Below are 17,441 nucleotides of genomic sequence, written 5' to 3'. Positions count from 1 at the left end.
CTACCGCGGAAAAGATCGTGCTGCGGCGGGATCCGCGCGACATCTCCCGGATCTGGGCGCTGGACCCGGGCGGCGACTCTTATCTGCCGGTGCCGTACCGGACGTTGTCGCGGCCGCCGATCAGCCTGTGGGAGCAGAAGGCCGCGATCCACGGCTTGAGCCCATCGCAGAAGTACTGGACGTGGTCGAGGGTGAATCCGGTGCGGGTCAGCGTCCGCCGCTCCACCGGCAGGAAGTCCACCAGGAACGCCGTCTCGTTCGCCACCGTCGCGGGCCGGCCACCCTCGGCGACGCCCTGCTCCCAGCGCCCGGCCGGGGTCTGCTTCAGCGTGCCGTGAACCTCGCCGTGGTAGACCGCCACCGCCAGCGCCAGCCACCGCTGCAGCTCCGTCAACGTCAGCGCCGCGGCTGCCCGGCTGTCGTAGGCGCCCTTCTCAGCCGGATTGGAGAACGTGGTGCCCGGCAGCTCGTGGACCATCTGCATCACCGTGCCAATGAGCCGCTCGATGATCCCGCCGAAGTGCGGCTGCCCCGGCGGCCGGTAAGACTGGATGATCCCGTGCTGCTCACAACCCCGCCGCAACGCCTCGCTCTTGAACTCCGCCGCGTTGTCCACGTAGATCTCGCGCGGCTTTCCCAACCATGTCGGCCTCACCGTTGTGAACACGAGTACGAACGAACCGACGGTAGTGCACAGAGGTACGGGAATCAGGAGTTCCCGAAGGCCTGTGCAACCAACCGCATCACGCCAAGTCGCCAGTGAACATGACTTCGGGAATCGACACCGTGCGGGGTCGTCAATAAACGAAGGTTTCTTGACGACCCCCACCCGCCGACCCTTCCCGAGGTACTCGCCGAACTGCAGGATGAGCTGAGGGTGGCGGTGCTGGCCTTCACCAGCAACCCAACGGCCGGGATCCTCCAGGCCTACGTCGGGCACCCCGAACTCAACGGTGATCGGCTCGATTACCACGGCAGGATCGAGATGCTCGATGTCACCACCCCTCCGCAGAGCGGGGACGGTGGGACCTTCCTGAGCCAGCCCCGCGGTTCGGGGCCCAAGCCGTCCAACCCGCGGTTCGGCCGGGGCGCCGAGCCGGACATCCCGATCGTGCCGAAGACGCGTCCGGCCGCGCCGCCTACCGAGGCGGAGGGGTCGACCTCTAACATCCAGAACGATGAATGACGATCACCGCTTGGAACTCTTCTCTCAGTCGGCCCTGACGCCTGGTCAGGCGTCCCGGAACTTCGATCCGGGACGCCTGACCCAAGCGCGGCTTCGAGCTGGGCTGACCAAGCGGGCCGTGGCCGAACACTTGGGAGTCTCTCCTGCTGCGGTCGGTCAGTACGAGGCAGGGATTACCAAGCCGCGCCCGGATCTCGTGTCCAAGCTCAGCGAACTCTTCGGCGTTCCGCTGCGGTACTTCCTACCAGGACGTCCGAAGGTCAACCTCGATACCTCGATGGCGCACTTCCGCAGCCTCCGCAAGACACCACTGCACCTGCGGACCAAGGCCGTCGCCCATGTCGAGGAACTGTGGGAAGTCGTCCACGCCCTGGAGCGCCGCGTTCACCTACCTCCAGTGGGCCTGCCCGGCTTCGCCAGCGGGGAACTACCGTCCGAGGTCCTCCCCTCCGACGCGATCGGCGCGGCCAAGGAGCTTCGCGCCCGCTGGGACCTGGGGACCGGCCCGATCCCCTATCTCGTCCGGTTACTCGAGTCGCAGGGCATCGTGATCGCGTTCCTCCCGCTCAACCCGAGAGAGGACGCCTGCGTCGATGCGTTCTCGGTGTCCCATCTACAACGACCCATCATCGCCATGGCCGCCGAACGCACCAACGACGTCCACCGCTACCGGTTCAGCGCGGCCCACGAACTCGGACACCTGGTCCTACACGGCAACGTCCACCCTGGAGACACCCAGCAGGAACGAGAAGCCAACCAGTTCGCTGCCGAATTCCTCACCCCGAGCGCCTCCATCACACCACGGCTCCCCCAACGCGTGGACTTCGCTGCCCTCGCCGAACTCCAGAACGAGTGGGGTGTCTCCGTCAAGTCCCTCATCAACCGATATCGCGAACTGGGGCGCATCTCCGGAGCTACGGTCAGCCGCAACTATCAGCGTTGGAACAACCTCCACGCCCAGGGCGCCTTCGGTAACGACCCCGTCCAGAACCACCCCAGCGAGCAACCCATCATGCTGCAACGCGCCTTCGATATCGCCACCGACCACGGCCTCACCATGACCGACCTCGCAGACGAACTCGCCCTACCCCCCGAACGCATCCGTTCCTACCTCTGCGTACAGGACAACAGGCCCCGCCTCACTCTCCTATCGAATCCGCACCACGAACCGGAACCCCTCACGGATAAATCGAAAGCCGTACCCCGCTGACCACTCACAACGCATCGACATCAACTACGCCGGGATTCCGATTTCATCGACGTCCGCCTCGCTCAATCAGCGCCCGACCTGCGAGCACAGGAAGCCGGCACAGGTGGTGGCGGAACGCTCGGGTGCCGGATCGACGCTGACGTCCTTGAGAGACGGTGGAGGCGACCATTTGACGCCGAGCACCAGCAGACTCACCGCGCACGCGCCGGTAGCCCCAACTTGGGTTCTCCCGCACCAGGCGAAGTACCAGCAGCCGGATGGAACGGACGCTCGGTGGTCATCGCCCCGGCCGCTGGGTGGCTACGACGTTCGTGAATAGGATTTTCCCACATTCCGGACGCTATGAGTGATCTCGACCTTCTCGCAGGCCCGCGTGTTTGCCCATCACGGTGGAGGCTCCATCGGGGGCCTGTCCGGCAGCCAAGCGCCTTGTACCGGTGCCGCTCATGCGGTTCATTTGCATGGTGGATCGTATGGACGGTCATTGAGGTGGTCATCCCATTCGAAACGTGTAATGGGTTGTCCGGCAGTCGCGCAAATCTTGGCGGCGGCTTGTTCGGGGTCGGTGGTCCATATCCGCAGGGTCGCATCTCGGCCTGCGGTGACCAGCAGGGGGCGCCTGGCGTCGAAGGTGTTGGTGAACTGCGGGCCGACTGGCCCGGTCAGGAAGGCGTATGCGCGCGGCTTGTGGCGCTGGGTAAGGCCCCAGAGCCAGGTGCTGCCATCGCCACCGGATGCCGCCAGTTGTCGGCCACCAAGCCCGAATGCGACTGAATAGATGTAGCCGCTAGGGCCAGTCAGAGGTGTTCCAAGTAGCGCAGGAAGTCGGCGGTCACTGACATCCCACAGCCGTACCTTGCTGTCAGTTCCGGCCGTCGCCAGAGTCCTGCCGTCTGGGCTAAACACGACGCTGAACACATAGGAGTCACCAGCGAGTTGTCGGCTCAGCGCGGTCGGGCGGGAAGGGTCGGTCACATCCCACAGGTAGTAGTAGCGGTCGGCGCTGCCAGCGGCAAGGGTTCGCCCGTCTGGGCTGAAGGCTGGCTGGTAGACATAATCTGCCGGGCCGGTCAGCAAGGCCGCCCGGATCGGCCTCCGGGGATCGGTTACATCCCAAAGAGAGACGGTTTTGTCGCTGCTGGCCACGGCCATTAGACTGCCATTGGGACTGAACGTGATCCCTTCAATTAGCGCGGTAGATGCAGTCAAACGGTTCAGGCGTTTTGGGTGATCAGGGGCGGATACATCCCACAATTGTACGGCGCCTTTGCTGCCGCCGGCGGCCAAGAACCGCCCGTCCGGACTCAATGCACTCGCTCCCGAGGACTTACCTGCGCCCGCCGTGTTCCGGATCACGCCCTTCAGCGCAGGGGGTTGGCGGGGATCAGCCAGACTCAAAAGCCGCGCTGTGCCGTCTCCGGACATAGTGGCCAGAATGTGGTCGCGTGAACTGAAGGTGGCGGAGAGGATCTCGCGCCCGTCCTTACCGGCGGGAGGGTCGGCCAGGTCCCATATCCGAGCCATCCCGTCGGCGCCGCTGGTGGCGAGGGACCGGTTGCTGAGGAAAACGACCGCAGTCGCCGGTGCTGGCTGGGGCAGTGAGGTGATGCTTCTGTGGGTGGTGAGGTTCCAGATTCTTACTTGGGCGTCCATGCCAGCTGCCGCCAGGCCATGACCGTCGGGAGTGAAGGCCACCGAGGTGACCGAGCCCTGCGCGCCGGTCAGCGGTGCGCCCAGCGATCGCGGGTGGGCGCGATCGGCTAGATCCCACAGCCGTACGGTGCCGTCGGCGCCGCCAGCGGCCAAGGTGCGGCCATCGGGGCTAAATGCCACCGACAGAACGGATTTGGCAGCACCGGTTAGTGGCGCGCTCAACGATCGCGGGTGGGCGCGATCGGCTAGATCCCACAGCCGTACGGTGCCGTCGGCGCCGCCAGCGGCCAAGGTGCGGCCATCGGGGCTAAATGCCACCGACTGCACCGGCCCAGTGAAGCCGGTGAGCGACGTACTGGCCGCGACGGACTGGTTTGATTCGTTGAGACTCCACAGGCGCACTGTTTGATCCGCGCTGGCCGCAGCGACCGTGCGCCCGTCGGGACTGAACGCCACTGCGTACACGGCGCCGTGCGTGCCAGGCAGGACATGGTCCGAGCTACCGGCCGTTGACCACAAACGCACGACACCGTCGCCGCCTCCACTGACCAAAAGCCGACCGTCAGGACTGAACGCGACGGAGTTGACGGTGCCGTGGTGTCCGTGTAGCGGTTGTCCAAGCGCAGTGGGGTGCCCTCGGTTGGCGGTGTTCCACAACCGGATCGTCCCCTGGGCGCCACCTGTGGCCATTTCCCTGCCGTTTCGCGTGAATGCCACGGTCTGCAAGGGCCCACCTGAGCCGGGGATGCGGGTAACGCCGGGTTGAGCGGCGGCCTGCAGCAGCGCCGATCGTGCTTCGGTTGTGGGTGAGATCCGGTAGGCCGCCAACGCGAGTTGGGCGGCGAGGTTCACATCGCGAGATCTGAGCTGGGTAGCCTGCGCGGCCAACTGGCGGGACTCGGCCAGCTTACGCTGCCGCTGCGCACTCTCGCCCTCCCGCAAGGCGAAGTTGACAGCAAGGGCTGCCATCAAGACGAGAAGCGCCAGGATCGCGATCAGAGCTAGGCGTCGGCGTTGCGCCCTTCTGTGCAGTCTGCGTGACGCATGGAGGAAGACGGGCACCGCGGGTGGAAGGCCGACGGTCTCGTCGAGATCGGCGATGACGGTGTTGAGGCGCGGTCCGGCGTATAGCAGTGCTGGGTCCCGGTCCTCTCGCTGCCATGCTTGGGCGTCGTCGGTCACTCGGCCGAGCGCGCGGAGTCGGTCCCGATCATCAGAGATCCAGGCCGTCAGCCGAGGCCAGGCGACCAGCAGCGCATCATGAGCGATTTCAGCGGTGTCGCCATCGACAACGATCAGTCGCCTATGCGTGAAAACGTCTAGCACGATGCGCGCTGCAGCCAGACCCTCCAGATCAGCGAGGTGAACACGACGCCGAGCCGGTCCGTCAGAAGTGAGGCTTACCATCCTCAACAGCAATTCTCGCGCGGTAGTCTGCTGGGCTGGAGTCAAGGCGGCGTAGGCTGCTTCGGCAGTTGCCTGGATCCCGCCCGTTACCGTTCCGGCTTTGACATAAGCGCGGCGCGTCAGGACGTTTCCTTCACGGTGTTCCCAGGTTTGCCGCAGTGTGTGCGCAAGAAACGGCAACACACCCGGGCCGGTAGGAAGGTCGTCCATAATCGTCTCGACCAGGTCGGCTTCTAGGTCGAGACCAGCCGCAGCCGCCGGGCCGGTGATCGCCAGCCGAAGTTTGCTGTCTGTCATCGGTCCAACTACGAACGAGTTCTCAAGTGCCGCGGTCAGAGCCGGATAGTTCGCGCACTCGGCGAAGAAGTCACTGCGCACCGACACGATCACCACTGCTGGCCCAGCAGCGTCATTCGTCCCTGCCATTGCGGTGAGTGCGGTGATGAACGTACGCCGTTCGGTCTCGTCGCCAGTGAGGGTGAACAGTTCCTCGAACTGGTCGACCACCACCACCAGACGGCGCACTCCGGAAAAGTCGTCACCGGTGGGGACAGCAACTCCGGCGCTGTGGAGTCCCTCTAGAACGTGATGCTGAGCACTGGCCGGGTCCTCGGCCAGAGCCTCGCGAACCGCGATTGTGTTGGCGCCGGTCAGCGCGGCCAAGGAGCCCGCCAACGCTGTCAACGGCGTCGATCCAGGCCTCATGGTCACATGAGGCCAAGTAGCCGATCCTGGCGGCTTGTCTGCGCTCAAGGCCGGCAGCAGACCAGCATGCACGAGCGAGGACTTGCCAGTGCCCGATGCGCCGATCACAGCGAGCAGAGCGGCGGTAGGAAGACGATCGCTGAGACGCTGGATAAGCTCTTCGCGGCCGTAAAAGACCTCGGCGTGGTCGGCATCGAACGCCGCTAATCCAGGATAGGGGCATACGCCCAACCACCGGCCCGCAGGGACAGCAGTGTCTCGCTGCCGTAGGTAAGCCACGCGCGACCAGGCCCACCGCCAGGTCTCCCGGTCAGGGATGGCGACTTTGTAGGCCGCCAGCAGAGCCTCCACCATCTCCAGTGGAGGCAATCGATCGGTTCTTCGGAGCGCGTCGGCCAGCGTGCTGCGCGCCAGCGCATGCCCTGCCTCTCGGGCCCGGCTGCAGAGCACACGCAAGGAAGGGTTGCCACTGCGCACGCGCAGCTCCAGCAACGCCAGATGGAACTCGTGCGCGGACGAGATCGAGTCGACTTGCGGAGCTCCCAGATCGCGCGGTTCGACCATGCGATCTGGAGGCTTCGCCGACTTCTTAGCGGCGGAGTGGTTGTCCCCTTGGATTAAGCCGCCGGCCGCCTCCCACTGCGCTCGCCAAGCTCGCGGATCTTCACCGCAGGCAGCAAGGTAGGCTTGGGCGACCTCCCACGAAGGCAGAACTCGCCCGGAAGCTGCCTTGCTGACCGACCCGGTCGCGATGTGCGCCTGCTGCGCCAGCTGCGCGACTGTCAACCCCTTACGCTCGCGCAGCTGACGCAGCCGCTCGGCGAACTCGGCCACCGCCCCATTGCGGTAGTCGATGGGATTTGAGGGACGGCCGACCGGCCGTTTCTCGCCCATAACCCGGCAGCGGACGGGTCAGAGACGATGGTCGTCGAGTCGATCATTCAGCTCAGCTGCAACCAGGAGGGTCGCAGCAAGGGCGCTGACGGCCGCAGCGTGCCCGCAGCACACTGAAATGATCACCACTATGAAGACAACGACGATCACGAGCTTCGTCGAGATGGAGCGGCCGACAGGTACAACACACCCCATCACCCCCCGTAGCGCAGGCATCATCACTCGACCTCCTGGTCGATGCTGGTCCAGGCGTCCACCACACGAAACGGCGCCGTTTGCCCTCAGCACCGCTCCAAGAACGCTGCCCCCATGGTCTTGGGCGACGTTCAGGAAATCTACAGCTAAGCCAGAAAAGGCATCGGTGACACCCAAACGTGAACAAGTGAGACCCCCCGCATCGAGCCCGAATCCGCCTGGACAAAAACGTGAATATCTGGCCATCGATGACCGGTGTCCCGGACGGCGTCAGAGACAACTGTGAACAACTCTGCTGTTTGCGCAGGTCAACGCACCAGAGATTGTTCACGCGTCCTGTTCGGTCCGAGGCCGTCCATACGGCTTGGCAGAGCAGGCCCCCACGGGTGATAGTCGAGCAAGCGGGGGAGCGATCCCCTCCGAGCAGGCATGCGCTGGTCCAGGCCAACCTGCTTCGAAGGCCCTCTGTTGCCCCAGGGGGCCTTCCTATTGAGTGGCGAACAGCCCGGGGCCGTCCGCGTAAGCGCAGGCGGCCCCGCGGGCTCCCCGTCAGGGTGGCCCGGTCCGCGGCTCGTGGCCGCGGCGACGGAGACGCTCTTGCCAGTTCTTGGGCTGGATGGCGTTCATCGCCTCGACTTCTCTTGTGCCAGAGCACCCGCTGCTCCAGCGGGGTGGGGTAGGTCCAGGCGCGTGAAAACGCTGCCGGAGCTGCGTGCAGTGATCCGCCGCGGTGCGAAGGCGGCGCGGGCGATCCGCCCAGACCGCTGCAGCACCGCGCGTTGATCCCCGTTGTCGTAACGGGTCTGGTAGCAGCCGCCCGAGCGCAGCGCCTCCATGATCTGCGCGATGATCTCCATCGCCGCCACCTCGCCCGCGGCCGGTTCGATGTCCTCCTCACCCACGTCGTGGACGGTAACTCGCGACTCCGATCGGCCTAGACGTGCGAAGTCCCCAGTGCCTTCATCGAGGGCCCGGGACTTCGGTGATGCGTCTCAGTGAGCTCGGCGCGGCCGCCGCAACGGTTCAGCGGCCAGGATCGGGGGGTGGGGCTCAGGCCTGCGGATGCAAGCGCTGGCGGAGGGCGCCGCCCTCGGTGTGCTTTGCAGGATCCGAGCCAGCTCGGCGAAGGGAGTGCCGGATCCAGCAGGGCGGACGCGACGGAGGCGAAGCGGCTGCGACGGCGTTTGAGGGCGGGGCCGCGGCGCTTGATCGGATTCCAACGGCGGTGGCGCGTAGCTTGGCGGCTTCGGCGTCGACGGCGTGGATGCCGGTCCCGGCGGGCGGAGCCAGGTGCGGGTCGTCCCAGCCGTCGTCATCGCCCGCAGGAGGCTGGACGCGGGTCGGCGCCGGCGACGGCCGCGTTGAACACCGCCAGGGCCGCGGCGGCGTAGCCGCGAGCGGCAGGGTGGCACGCTGGTCAAGGTCGTCGGTGTGCGCGGCCGCCAGGTCGGCGCGCTACCGGGCGATGTCGGTCCACAGGGCGTGGCGGGCGCTGATCTGTCGGCGACCGGCGCAGGCAGCACGTCCGCGACCGCCGGGGCGTCGGCGGCGGCCTCCTTTTCGGCCTGCTGGTGAGCAGCGTGGGCTTCCCGCCACGCCTCGCACAGGGCCCTCCGGAGCCGGTCCTGTTCGGAGAGGAACTCAACGGCACGAGGCGGCCAGGGGTCGGCGCACGCGCCGTCGGGGTACGCGGCGGCGTGCGCGTCGGCCAGGTCCTGCAGGGTGTCCGCGAAGGACCTTCCGGGGACGTCGTCCTCGTCGGCCAGGACGTCCTGAGGGATCCCCGGCACGGTTCTGGCGTCCAGGGCGTCCTCGATGGCGTCGAACAGCTCGTCGACGTCCACACCGGCGTCACCGGCGCCCGGCACCAAGGGTTGCGTCCACAGAGGTGGTGTACGAGTCTGACCTAGTCAGAGGGCGTGGGTCGTGACGTGAGACGGCCATCGCGTCAACGTCGAAGCTGTCGATCACCGAAGTCGGCTGCACGGATGGCTCGGACCAGCACGCGGAGTCCGAGTCTTCAGCAGGTTCAGAGCGCGAGCAGCAACCGACCGGGGAGCCCACACGCCTCCTGCATGTTCGCGGTCACTGACTCAGAACGGGACCTTGATGGAGAAGGTGCTGGGCCGTCCTCGCCGAGCTGTGACCTCGGATGCCCTCTTCCTTATGTCGTCGAGGTTCGTGTCATAGATCAAGGAAAGGGCGCGGTCCAAGAACTCGACTCCCTCCAGGACGTCAGGGACGCGGAGAACGTCCTCGTGGCTGCCCACGTTGCCGATCCACTTGACGGCCAGGAGCAGTTCAGCGGCGTCCGCATGCTGCGGCAGCGCTGTCTTGAAACTTGCAATCCGTTTGTCAAGGCTAAGCCTGACGACCTTCCCCTCACGATTGGGCTGCGTACGGATTACATTCCGGTCGTCCATCAGGGCCTCGACCGCTGCCCGGATCCTGTTCGCAGCAGCGTTGGGGTCGAGCCAAAGGATCTTGGCTGCGGCGTCCACTCGCTCCCCAACCTCTGGGGGGCACAGGGCGCGGCTTTCGAGAAGAGGCAGAGCCGGAAAGAACATGGTCGGCGTCAAGTACTGCTCGTACTGGATGTCATGCCGGCCTGCGCAGCCGACGGTCATCTCGCCGATGACGCGCACGTGATCGCAGGTCTCTTTCCTGCACGTAAGCACGCAGTGGAAGTCACCCTGGATCCACTCGGGCTCCCACGCCTCGTTGTCGTGCAAGGACCTACTAGTGACTGACTCCTCTGCCACGAACGTGTCAGGGATGGGGAGCAAACTGCCTCGCGTGCAGGTAGGGCACGGGATGTGGGGCCAGTCGTTCAAGCTCTCGGGGAAGCCCTCAGCGATTCCCCGTAGATCTTTTATCAAGAAGTTCGCCATAGTGTCGTATCTTGCCAGCGATAACGACCCTGCGGGGAAGGGTTTCTTGGGTACGTCGGAAGCGGTTCGCCGGGTGGCGGCTGAGCCGCAAGGGCATGACCGCTCTCATCGGGCATTGTCCGTACCGCGACTACTCAGGCCAGGGAGTCCCTCACGAGATCACCGCCGTCTGCGGCTCGTGACACGATTCTCACCGGCACTCCACTAGGGTGCAGAACTTATTGACCGAGGCGAACCCGGTCTGGCCGGTGCAGGGTACGCAGGGTGATGGTCCAGTTGGTGGTGGCGTGCTGGGCGGCGGCGGCCAGTGTCACCATCCCGTCGCAGACAGCGCGATACAAGGTGAACTCGACGTCGTCGTTGGGCTTGGGCAGGCGCTGGTCTCGGGCCACCGGTCGCGAGAGTCGGAAGGCGCCAAGCCGAGGCTGAGCGGGCAGAAAGTGATCTTCCTCGTAAGATGGGATGAGTGGTTGCTGCAGCCGTACCGGCGGATCTAGACGATTTGAGGTGGTCGGTGTAGGCGACGGGCGGCCAGATGTCCTGGTGTGCCCGGTCCGGCACACCGTGGTGTTGATCGTCACCTGGCGATGGCGGGGTTGGCCGCACCCGGTCTGCATGCCGGGTCGGACCGGGTGGTCGCGCGGACAGTGCTGGTGGTGTGGCAGGACCCGGCGGACCGGTTGGGAACCGACTACGGCGTCCCGACGCCACACTGGCCGGCGCCGCAGGTAAGCGCGACGCTTTGATAGCGCCGACGATGCGCTTGCCGACAATCCCGTCCATGCTGGTCGAGCGAGGTTGCCCGGCAAGCAGCCACACATCCCACACGCCTATGTCGGCTCGTTGTCGGCTCGGCGGTTTCGAAACGGACTGGCACGGAGCGGGATGTGGCGGCACTTTTAATCCGTAGGTTGTGGGTTCGAGTCCCACGCGACCCACCCCACCTGACCAGGGCGGACACGCACACCGCCGGGCGTGGTCGATCATGCCTGAGGCCGGGATGAGGCCCGCCTGGGGACGAACCCCACGCCGGAGAACCTCGCACGGACAGGCCCCCTCCAGTTCCTCAACCTGGGCAGGTCGAACCACGCATCGGCCGCCCCGGCCGATGCGGCTTCACTATGCGGTTTGCCCTCTCCGGTGTTCGGGTTCGGGGGCAGGGAGCCGGAGCTCTGAGTTACGGTGCGGCGCCGAGGCAGACCTCCGGGACTCAGCCCGGTGGTCGAGCCCGAGGCCGGGACGGCCTATGACCCTTCGCCCTGCCGAGGTGCCGACGCGGCAGCCGGGCCCGTCCGCCGCGCGGGGCACGCCGTCGGCGGCGGACCGGACCCTTGCCGCGGCGACGGTTGGTGCCGGGCACGATCCCGGCGGCATGCAATAGCAGCGCGGCGGTCTTCTCCGCCGCGGTCCGGGCGACCTGAGGGAGCACGCTGGTGTAGGTGTCAGCGGTCAGCACGATGCTGGAATGACCCAGCATCTCCTGCACCACCTTCAACTCCACCCCCGCCGCCAACGCCAGCGTCGCCGCGCCGTGCCGCAGGTCATGCAGCCGGATCGGCGGCATCTCCTGTTCGACGATCAGCCGCTGGAACTGGTGGGTGAGCCAGCCCGGCGAGACGGGCTCGCCGTTGAGGTTGGTGAACACATGCCCGCTGTCGCAGTACCCGTCGCCGTGGGCGTCCTGCTCGGCCAGCTGCCTGGTGCGGTGTGCGCGCAGCGCCGCGACGGTGGTGTGGTCCAGTGCGATGACCCGCTTGCTGTGCGGTGTCTTCGGCGCACACACCACCAGCTCGCCGTCCCGGCGCTGCACCTGCCGGCAGATCACCGCGGTCCCCTCGTCCAGGTCGACCTCGCACCACCGCAACCCAGCCGCCTCACCACGCCGCACCCCCCGCAAAGCGATCAGGTGATAGGCGGCGTACAAGCGATGGGAACGGATGCCGTTGAGGAACTGGGCGGTCAATGCGACGGTCCACACCGCCACCGCAGGACGCTCCCCCGTCCGCCGCCACTGCTCAACACGGCCCGCCGTCCACACCACCGCCCGCGGCCGCCGCCCCGGCGCCAACACCACCAACGACGCCGGATTCTCCTCAATCAACCCCGCCCGCAACGCGGCGTTCAACGCCGCACGCAACGTCGCCCGAATCCGAGACAACGTCGCCGCCGTCAGCGAGCGCCCCTTCTGCTTGTGGTCATGGACGATCGTGGCCAGCATCTGCTCCACGTGACTCACCGTCACCTCCGCGACCAGCAGATCGCCCAGCAGCGGCGTCAGATAGCGGCGCACGTGATCGGCGTAACCCGCCACCGTCGATACCGCACCCGGATGCTGCTCCAACCACCGCGCCAGCCACTCTCCCACCGTCAATGGACTGCCCGTTGGCCCACGCAACCGACGCAGTTCCTCCTCAGCCGCCTTCCGGGTGGGGAACCCGCCCCGCCGGACCCGCCGACGGATCCCACCCGGACCGCGGCCCAATTCCAACCGCAGGTACCAGCTGCCGTGACTCCGCTCAGCCGCCAACCGCGGGCACCTGCTGCCCACCGCCCGACCAGCGAACGGGTCCTCGCAACCGCACCGCCGGTATACCCCACCGGTACTTCGGACACCTTCCATACAGCCATGATGCCGCCGCACCGAGAGGACGGCTCGAGCCGACCACGCCTGCGCGGATTAGATGATCGGTGACAAGGCGTCCTCCCTCGTACCGAACGCCAGCGTCAGAGCCCGCCTTCACCTTGGAAGGACCGCCCCGTGATCACAGGTGTGCTCTGCTGGCAGTCGATCCGCAGGGATTGAAGCACTGTGCAGCGGTGAGGCGCCCATTCGTCGACCGGTGGCCATGGGTTCCCTCGGCGAAAGCAGAGCGCCTCACCCCTGCTGTCAGCGGGTCCTGTCTTCTCGGCTCTCCTGGTCATGCCTGTCGGAGGATCTGGCCGGTTCCTGTGCGAGGGCACGGAGGGTTACAAAGATCACCGCGCCGACGTTGAGCGAAAAGCCGAGCGTGGGGTACACGATGGCCACGACAGCGGCGCTGATGGCACCGCTGATGATCAAGGTCGACTTGGCGGCGCGGCTCGATCGCCAGGTGATCTGGGTGCCGTCGCCGTGGAGGCGTAGTCTGCTCATGTGGATGCTCCAGGTCCTTCGTTCGCAGTACTGAGGCTGGAATCCGCAGGCGGCCCTCCTGTTGGCGCAGGTGGGCCGCCACTTCCGTAGGTGAGCTCTCCGGCACCTCCCTTGCCCGTCGGCCTGATCCGCAGGCGCTCGTCTGACTTGCTAGATGTCGTAGTCCCTCTGGTACTTCTCGAGGATCTGCTGGGTTCGTCCCTGCATCCGCTGTGCGGCGCGGGACCTTGCGATGATCCCGATCTCCGCCGGGGTATAGCCGAGGCTGCGAAGCAGGTTCAACGCGACGCTGATGACATCGGTTGCTTCCCGCGCCGCAGCCTCGCGATCGCCGGCTGCCAGGTGCTCAGCGAGTTCTTCGAACTGGATCTCGGCCGCACGTTGGAAGTGAGAGAGAGGCTTGTCGAGCAGCTCGTCGCGAACGTCCTCCCAGGCGTCCCACATGTCTTGGAACGGCCCGAGTTCGGGTTCTGTGATCATCTGTTCCATGGCCTCTCTGCTCCCGCCGTGCTGTTCAGATGAGCGAGATCTGCCGCAGCGCCTCAAGATCATGAAGCACGATCCTCCTCCGCCCGGTGGTGACCAGCCCTTGGTCCCGGAACCGTCGCAGCTCAATGGCGACTGCGTCTCGGGACGCGCCGATCCTCCCGGCGAAGTCCTGCTGGGACAAGGTGGCACCGATCGCCCATCCGTCCTCGACAGGCTCGCCGACCTCGTCAGCGAGCTCCAGCAGCCAACGCGCCAACCGGCTCTTGACGTCCAGCCGCGCCAGCATGGCCCGCTGGTCGGACTGGCGGCGGCGGCGTACTGCAGCCCGATACATCACGACCCACAGACGGTGCTGGTCGACGAAACACAACAGGTCGTCGGCACCGATGTCCAGACCACTCACCGGCGTGATCGTTGTCACGGTGGCTGACCGAGGCTCGCCCATGAGAACGCCTTCCTCGCCCATGATCTCGTTCTCACCACGGACAGCAAGGATGACCTCGTTGCCGCCGGCGTCGGTGCGGGTCACCTTGAGATGTCCCTCTTGAATGATCAGTACCGAATGAGAAGGTTGCCCTTCCCAGAAGATCGTGCACTCGGCCGGGAACTTGACAGGTTCACCCAGAGCCTCCAGAGCCACACGCTGTTCCTCGGTCAGAACGTCCATGATGCGGATCGAAGTGTCCTCCACCATGCCGCAGAGTGTAATTTTCAGCAGAGCAGCCTGGCTAGCTCAACATATAACAACGTAACGTTCAGGTAAGGTAAGCCGAGAAAGCATCTCTTAGATGTTCAGAGATCCGCGGTTCGCCTGGCTCCAGAGAAGACATCGGCGAGATACCTGAGTTGTTGACGCCGAGAGCGTGCAAGCCCAGGGCGCTTGAGCGAGCTTCTCCGCTGGCGCCCATTGCGGGTTTCAAGTCGATCTCGAAGGTGGCCTTGTAGCACACGGTGAACTACCGTTGTCGAGGAGCATTCGAGCAGCACCGTGGAGGGTGCATGGACCTGCGCATCTCGATCACGGAGAACGATCAAGCATCCACGCTCGAATCACTTGCCGACTGGCTTAGAGGGGAGCCAGACCTGGCGGGCCGGGCCCGGTTGGAAGCGCCTCCGCCGCGCCCCGGCGAGATGGGTTCGGCGGTCGACGCCCTGATGGTGGCGGTCGGGTCAGGCGGTGTTGTGTCGGTCCTTGCGTCCTCGCTTAAGGTGTGGCTGGCTCAGCCGCGCCGTTCTGACATCCGGCTGCTCGTCCAAAGTGAGCCGGGCCAAAAGATCGAGATTGAGGCGAAGCGCGTGAGCCGTGAAGACATTGAGGGTCTCCTCCGGCATGCGCTTAACGCGGAGCGGCCGGAGTAGTTGATGCGGCTACCCGATCCCGACCGGTCACGCCTCGTCCTGATAGGCACCACGCACTACGCCGACGAGCGCCTGCCGGACCTGCCCGCCGTCGAACGATCGTTGGCAGACCTGGCCCGGGTGTTCACCGATCCGCAGAAGGGGATCGTCCCCGCCGGCAACTGCACCACGATCGTGGACGAGGGTGACATCCGTCGGCTCGGCCGCACTCTCAGGTCCTCGATGTCCCAAGCCGAGGATCTACTTCTCGTCTACTACGCCGGGCACGGTCTCGTCGGCGGAAAGCGCCATGAGCTGTATCTTGCACTGCCGGACAGCGAGTGGGACTCGCCCGAGTTCAGCGCCCTCGAATATGAGAAACTGCGCAGTGCGATCCTTGACAGCCCGGCCTCCAATAAGGTCGTCATCCTAGACTGCTGTTTCTCTGGTCGGGTGTTAGCTGACCTCATGTCAGACTCGGCCACCTCGGTGCTCGGACAGATCGATGTCCACGGGACGTATGTGCTCACCTCCGCTCAGCGCGACCAGGTCGCCCTCGCCCTCCCTGGTGAAGAGCACACAGCCTTCACCGGACGGCTCCTCAACCTGCTCGAGACAGGCATCGAGGATGGAGGCGAGTTCCTCACGATCGAATCTGTCTACCAACGCCTCCGCCTCGTCATGAGATCCGAGGGTCTTCCCACACCCGAGAAACGCGCGACCCGGACGGCTGAACTCATCGCGCTCACCCGAAACCGTCAGCTCCCAGCGACCGAGGCATCACTCCCCCGTAGCCCTGAAGCGGTGAAGTCTCACGAGACGGTAGAGGTCTGGGATCCGTTCCGTCAGAGTCGCGGCAACGCCGAGAACGAGTACCTGTCATTCGAGGCGCATCGGCGGCTCTACTGGATCAACACCGCGCTGTCGGGGGTCCTTGGAGCCGGCCTGATCATCGGGGCGTTACTCCCGGAGACCGCACTCGGTTGGAGAGTCGTGCTCGCAGTAGTCGGCGCCCTGGTGTTGCTATTCTGCGTCGGCATCTTCGGTATGGCCAGGAGGCCGCTGCGGCTGGAGATCGGGCGGCAGGGCGTTCAGCTCTTCGCGCGAAGCGGCACGTCGTGGCTGCCTTGGGCGGTTCTCGACGCGGTGACCATCGAGCGTATCGGCGGTGCTCATCATGTCGTCGCCACCTTGACTGAGGCTGAGATCTTTCCCGACTTCGACATCTTCGGAGGCGGCCCACGTTTCCTTGAGCGGACCAGGAGACTCGACGTCTGCTCGATCAGCGTCCTTCGTGCCGGTCGCCACGAGATCGCTCGCGCTCTGCTCTCTTACAGCGGCGGACGTTTCGGCGCCGGCATCTCGCCCCGTCCACCGATCGACATGTCCAGTGAGCACTGGGACGACGTCATCGCCACAGCGGAAGCGGTCGAGCAAGATCGCCTCCAGCGTCCAGTCGACCGGCGCTTCAGCAACCCTGAGCAGGCAGCCGTGGCCAGAGACGCCTTGATCCGCCAGTTGCGTGTCGAATCTGGCAAAAAGGAGACGGCACCACATGTCCGCCCCTGGGTCTGGACTCCACGTTCCGGTGGTGCACCACTCACGGAACATGGACGCGAGACAGGTGTCGAATTGCGCCTGTCATACTATACGAATCACTAGATCCGCAGACGTTTGGTGCCATTCGACGCTGTGCTTACCGAAAACTACATCCGTACAGGTGAGAAGCACAGGGGCGGCGAGCTAGCGGCCCGGGTTCTAATCGAACAATCTTAGGGACAGGCTACGGCGGGCTGGTTGCCGCGAGTCGGGCGCTGCTTACAATGTTGCTACACCCGATCGCCATCCAAAGGTATCGTGGCGAATGCGGCTACTGGTGCGGCCGTCGACAGTGCTGCGCTGGCACCGGAGGCTGGAAAGAGCTCCTTCTACAACGAGCATCACCCGCATCAGGGCATCGCCAACGCCCGCCCGTTCAAGCCGCTGCCTCCGCCTATCAGCGAATCAGCCCAGATCGCCCACCTGAATGTCCGAAGAAGGCAACGGCCGGGCGGAATCCTAAACGAGTACCGGCATGCAGCTTGACCTGCACGGACGAGGTTCCCGGCAGGGGCAGGATTCAACTGGGACAGGTGTGCTGGTATGTGCTGGACGGCGCGTATTGGGACCATTGTGCCGGTGTCAGATCAGTGTGGAGGACGTTGCAGATCCTGTACCGCTCGATTATTGAGTTGGGTGGCTTGAGCTGGGGTTATGCGGCGTGTCGGTATTCGTTGATCACGCCGGTGACGACGGGTCTTCGCCGGATGGATCGCAGGTCGTTGGGTTCAGCCGGGGTCC

Annotated in this window: 13 protein-coding genes and 1 tRNA gene; 5 read left to right on the top strand and 9 right to left on the bottom strand. The window is 65.4% G+C overall.

Annotated features, from left to right (window positions below):
- Positions 1–79: 79 nt before the first annotated feature.
- Positions 80–616: a TnsB C-terminal domain-containing protein gene (locus E1300_RS54320; RefSeq protein ID WP_503104927.1), complete on the bottom strand. Its 537-nt coding sequence runs from the start codon at positions 614–616 to the stop codon at positions 80–82.
- A 261-nt stretch (positions 617–877) separates the two neighbouring features.
- On the opposite strand from E1300_RS54320, the gene E1300_RS04670 reads away from it, so the two are divergent.
- Both E1300_RS04670 and E1300_RS04665 read left to right on the top strand, forming a co-directional pair.
- Complete coding sequence (locus tag E1300_RS04670; RefSeq protein ID WP_131755627.1) at positions 878–1,186, top strand: hypothetical protein; 309 nt, start codon at positions 878–880, stop codon at positions 1,184–1,186.
- Positions 1,179–2,396 (top strand): helix-turn-helix domain-containing protein, encoded by a 1,218-nt coding sequence (locus E1300_RS04665; protein WP_131755626.1) that lies wholly within the window; start codon positions 1,179–1,181, stop codon positions 2,394–2,396. The genes E1300_RS04670 and E1300_RS04665 overlap by 8 nt, the downstream gene beginning before the upstream one ends.
- Positions 2,397–2,849: 453 nt before the next feature.
- On the opposite strand, the gene E1300_RS04655 is transcribed toward E1300_RS04665, so the two are convergent.
- The 4 genes from E1300_RS04655 to E1300_RS49805 all read right to left on the bottom strand — a co-directional run bounded on the left by E1300_RS04655 (position 2,850) and on the right by E1300_RS49805 (position 10,722).
- Positions 2,850–7,055 (bottom strand): nSTAND1 domain-containing NTPase, encoded by a 4,206-nt coding sequence (locus tag E1300_RS04655; RefSeq protein WP_131755625.1) that lies wholly within the window; start codon positions 7,053–7,055, stop codon positions 2,850–2,852.
- 818 nt (positions 7,056–7,873) lie between these two features.
- Complete coding sequence (locus tag E1300_RS04650; RefSeq protein ID WP_131755624.1) at positions 7,874–8,152, bottom strand: hypothetical protein; 279 nt, start codon at positions 8,150–8,152, stop codon at positions 7,874–7,876.
- Between the two features lie 1,191 nt (positions 8,153–9,343).
- Complete coding sequence (locus E1300_RS04645) at positions 9,344–10,141, bottom strand: DUF8608 domain-containing protein (protein WP_131755623.1); 798 nt, start codon at positions 10,139–10,141, stop codon at positions 9,344–9,346.
- Positions 10,142–10,359: 218 nt separating this feature from the next.
- A complete protein-coding gene (locus E1300_RS49805) occupies positions 10,360–10,722 on the bottom strand; it encodes a hypothetical protein (RefSeq protein ID WP_165502673.1) in 363 nt (120 codons plus the stop codon).
- A 289-nt stretch (positions 10,723–11,011) separates the two neighbouring features.
- Between E1300_RS49805 and E1300_RS49800 the strand changes: the two genes are divergently transcribed.
- Positions 11,012–11,079: transfer RNA gene (locus E1300_RS49800), tRNA-Lys, on the top strand.
- A gap of 272 nt (positions 11,080–11,351) precedes the next feature.
- Here the strand turns inward: E1300_RS49800 and E1300_RS04640 are convergent.
- From E1300_RS04640 to E1300_RS04625, 4 genes are all read right to left on the bottom strand, one after another.
- Entirely contained in the window at positions 11,352–12,506 is a 1,155-nt protein-coding gene (locus tag E1300_RS04640; RefSeq protein WP_131755622.1) for a tyrosine-type recombinase/integrase, read from the bottom strand.
- A 522-nt stretch (positions 12,507–13,028) separates the two neighbouring features.
- Entirely contained in the window at positions 13,029–13,274 is a 246-nt protein-coding gene (locus E1300_RS04635) for a hypothetical protein (RefSeq protein ID WP_131755621.1), read from the bottom strand.
- 150 nt (positions 13,275–13,424) lie between these two features.
- Positions 13,425–13,763 (bottom strand): hypothetical protein, encoded by a 339-nt coding sequence (locus E1300_RS04630; RefSeq protein ID WP_131755620.1) that lies wholly within the window; start codon positions 13,761–13,763, stop codon positions 13,425–13,427.
- Positions 13,764–13,788: 25 nt separating this feature from the next.
- On the bottom strand, positions 13,789–14,457 hold the full coding sequence (locus tag E1300_RS04625; RefSeq protein WP_131755619.1) for a Crp/Fnr family transcriptional regulator: 669 nt from the start codon (positions 14,455–14,457) through the stop codon (positions 13,789–13,791).
- Between the two features lie 305 nt (positions 14,458–14,762).
- On the opposite strand from E1300_RS04625, the gene E1300_RS04620 reads away from it, so the two are divergent.
- Both E1300_RS04620 and E1300_RS04615 read left to right on the top strand, forming a co-directional pair.
- The gene (locus E1300_RS04620) at positions 14,763–15,122 is read left to right on the top strand and encodes an effector-associated constant component EACC1 (protein WP_131755618.1); all 360 of its coding nucleotides are present in this window, start codon (positions 14,763–14,765) and stop codon (positions 15,120–15,122) included.
- 3 nt (positions 15,123–15,125) lie between these two features.
- Complete coding sequence (locus E1300_RS04615; protein ID WP_131755617.1) at positions 15,126–16,763, top strand: caspase family protein; 1,638 nt, start codon at positions 15,126–15,128, stop codon at positions 16,761–16,763.
- Positions 16,764–17,441 lie beyond the last annotated feature (678 nt).

The organism is Actinomadura fibrosa (assembly GCF_900659615.1).
Classification (GTDB): domain Bacteria; phylum Actinomycetota; class Actinomycetes; order Streptosporangiales; family Streptosporangiaceae; genus Spirillospora; species Spirillospora fibrosa.
This window is presented reverse-complemented; position numbering and strand designations above follow the sequence as displayed.

What these genes read in the sequence shown, in the direction of transcription:
- E1300_RS04665 (WP_131755626.1), top strand. Translation starts at nt 1,179, where the DNA reads ATGAATGACGATCACCGCTTGGAACTCTTCTCTCAGTCGGCCCTGACG.
- E1300_RS04655 (WP_131755625.1), bottom strand. Translation starts at nt 7,055, where the DNA reads ATGGGCGAGAAACGGCCGGTCGGCCGTCCCTCAAATCCCATCGACTAC.
- E1300_RS04645 (WP_131755623.1), bottom strand. Translation starts at nt 10,141, where the DNA reads ATGGCGAACTTCTTGATAAAAGATCTACGGGGAATCGCTGAGGGCTTC.
- E1300_RS04635 (WP_131755621.1), bottom strand. Translation starts at nt 13,274, where the DNA reads ATGAGCAGACTACGCCTCCACGGCGACGGCACCCAGATCACCTGGCGA.
- E1300_RS04630 (WP_131755620.1), bottom strand. Translation starts at nt 13,763, where the DNA reads ATGGAACAGATGATCACAGAACCCGAACTCGGGCCGTTCCAAGACATG.
- E1300_RS04625 (WP_131755619.1), bottom strand. Translation starts at nt 14,457, where the DNA reads ATGGTGGAGGACACTTCGATCCGCATCATGGACGTTCTGACCGAGGAA.
- E1300_RS04620 (WP_131755618.1), top strand. Translation starts at nt 14,763, where the DNA reads ATGGACCTGCGCATCTCGATCACGGAGAACGATCAAGCATCCACGCTC.
- E1300_RS04615 (WP_131755617.1), top strand. Translation starts at nt 15,126, where the DNA reads ATGCGGCTACCCGATCCCGACCGGTCACGCCTCGTCCTGATAGGCACC.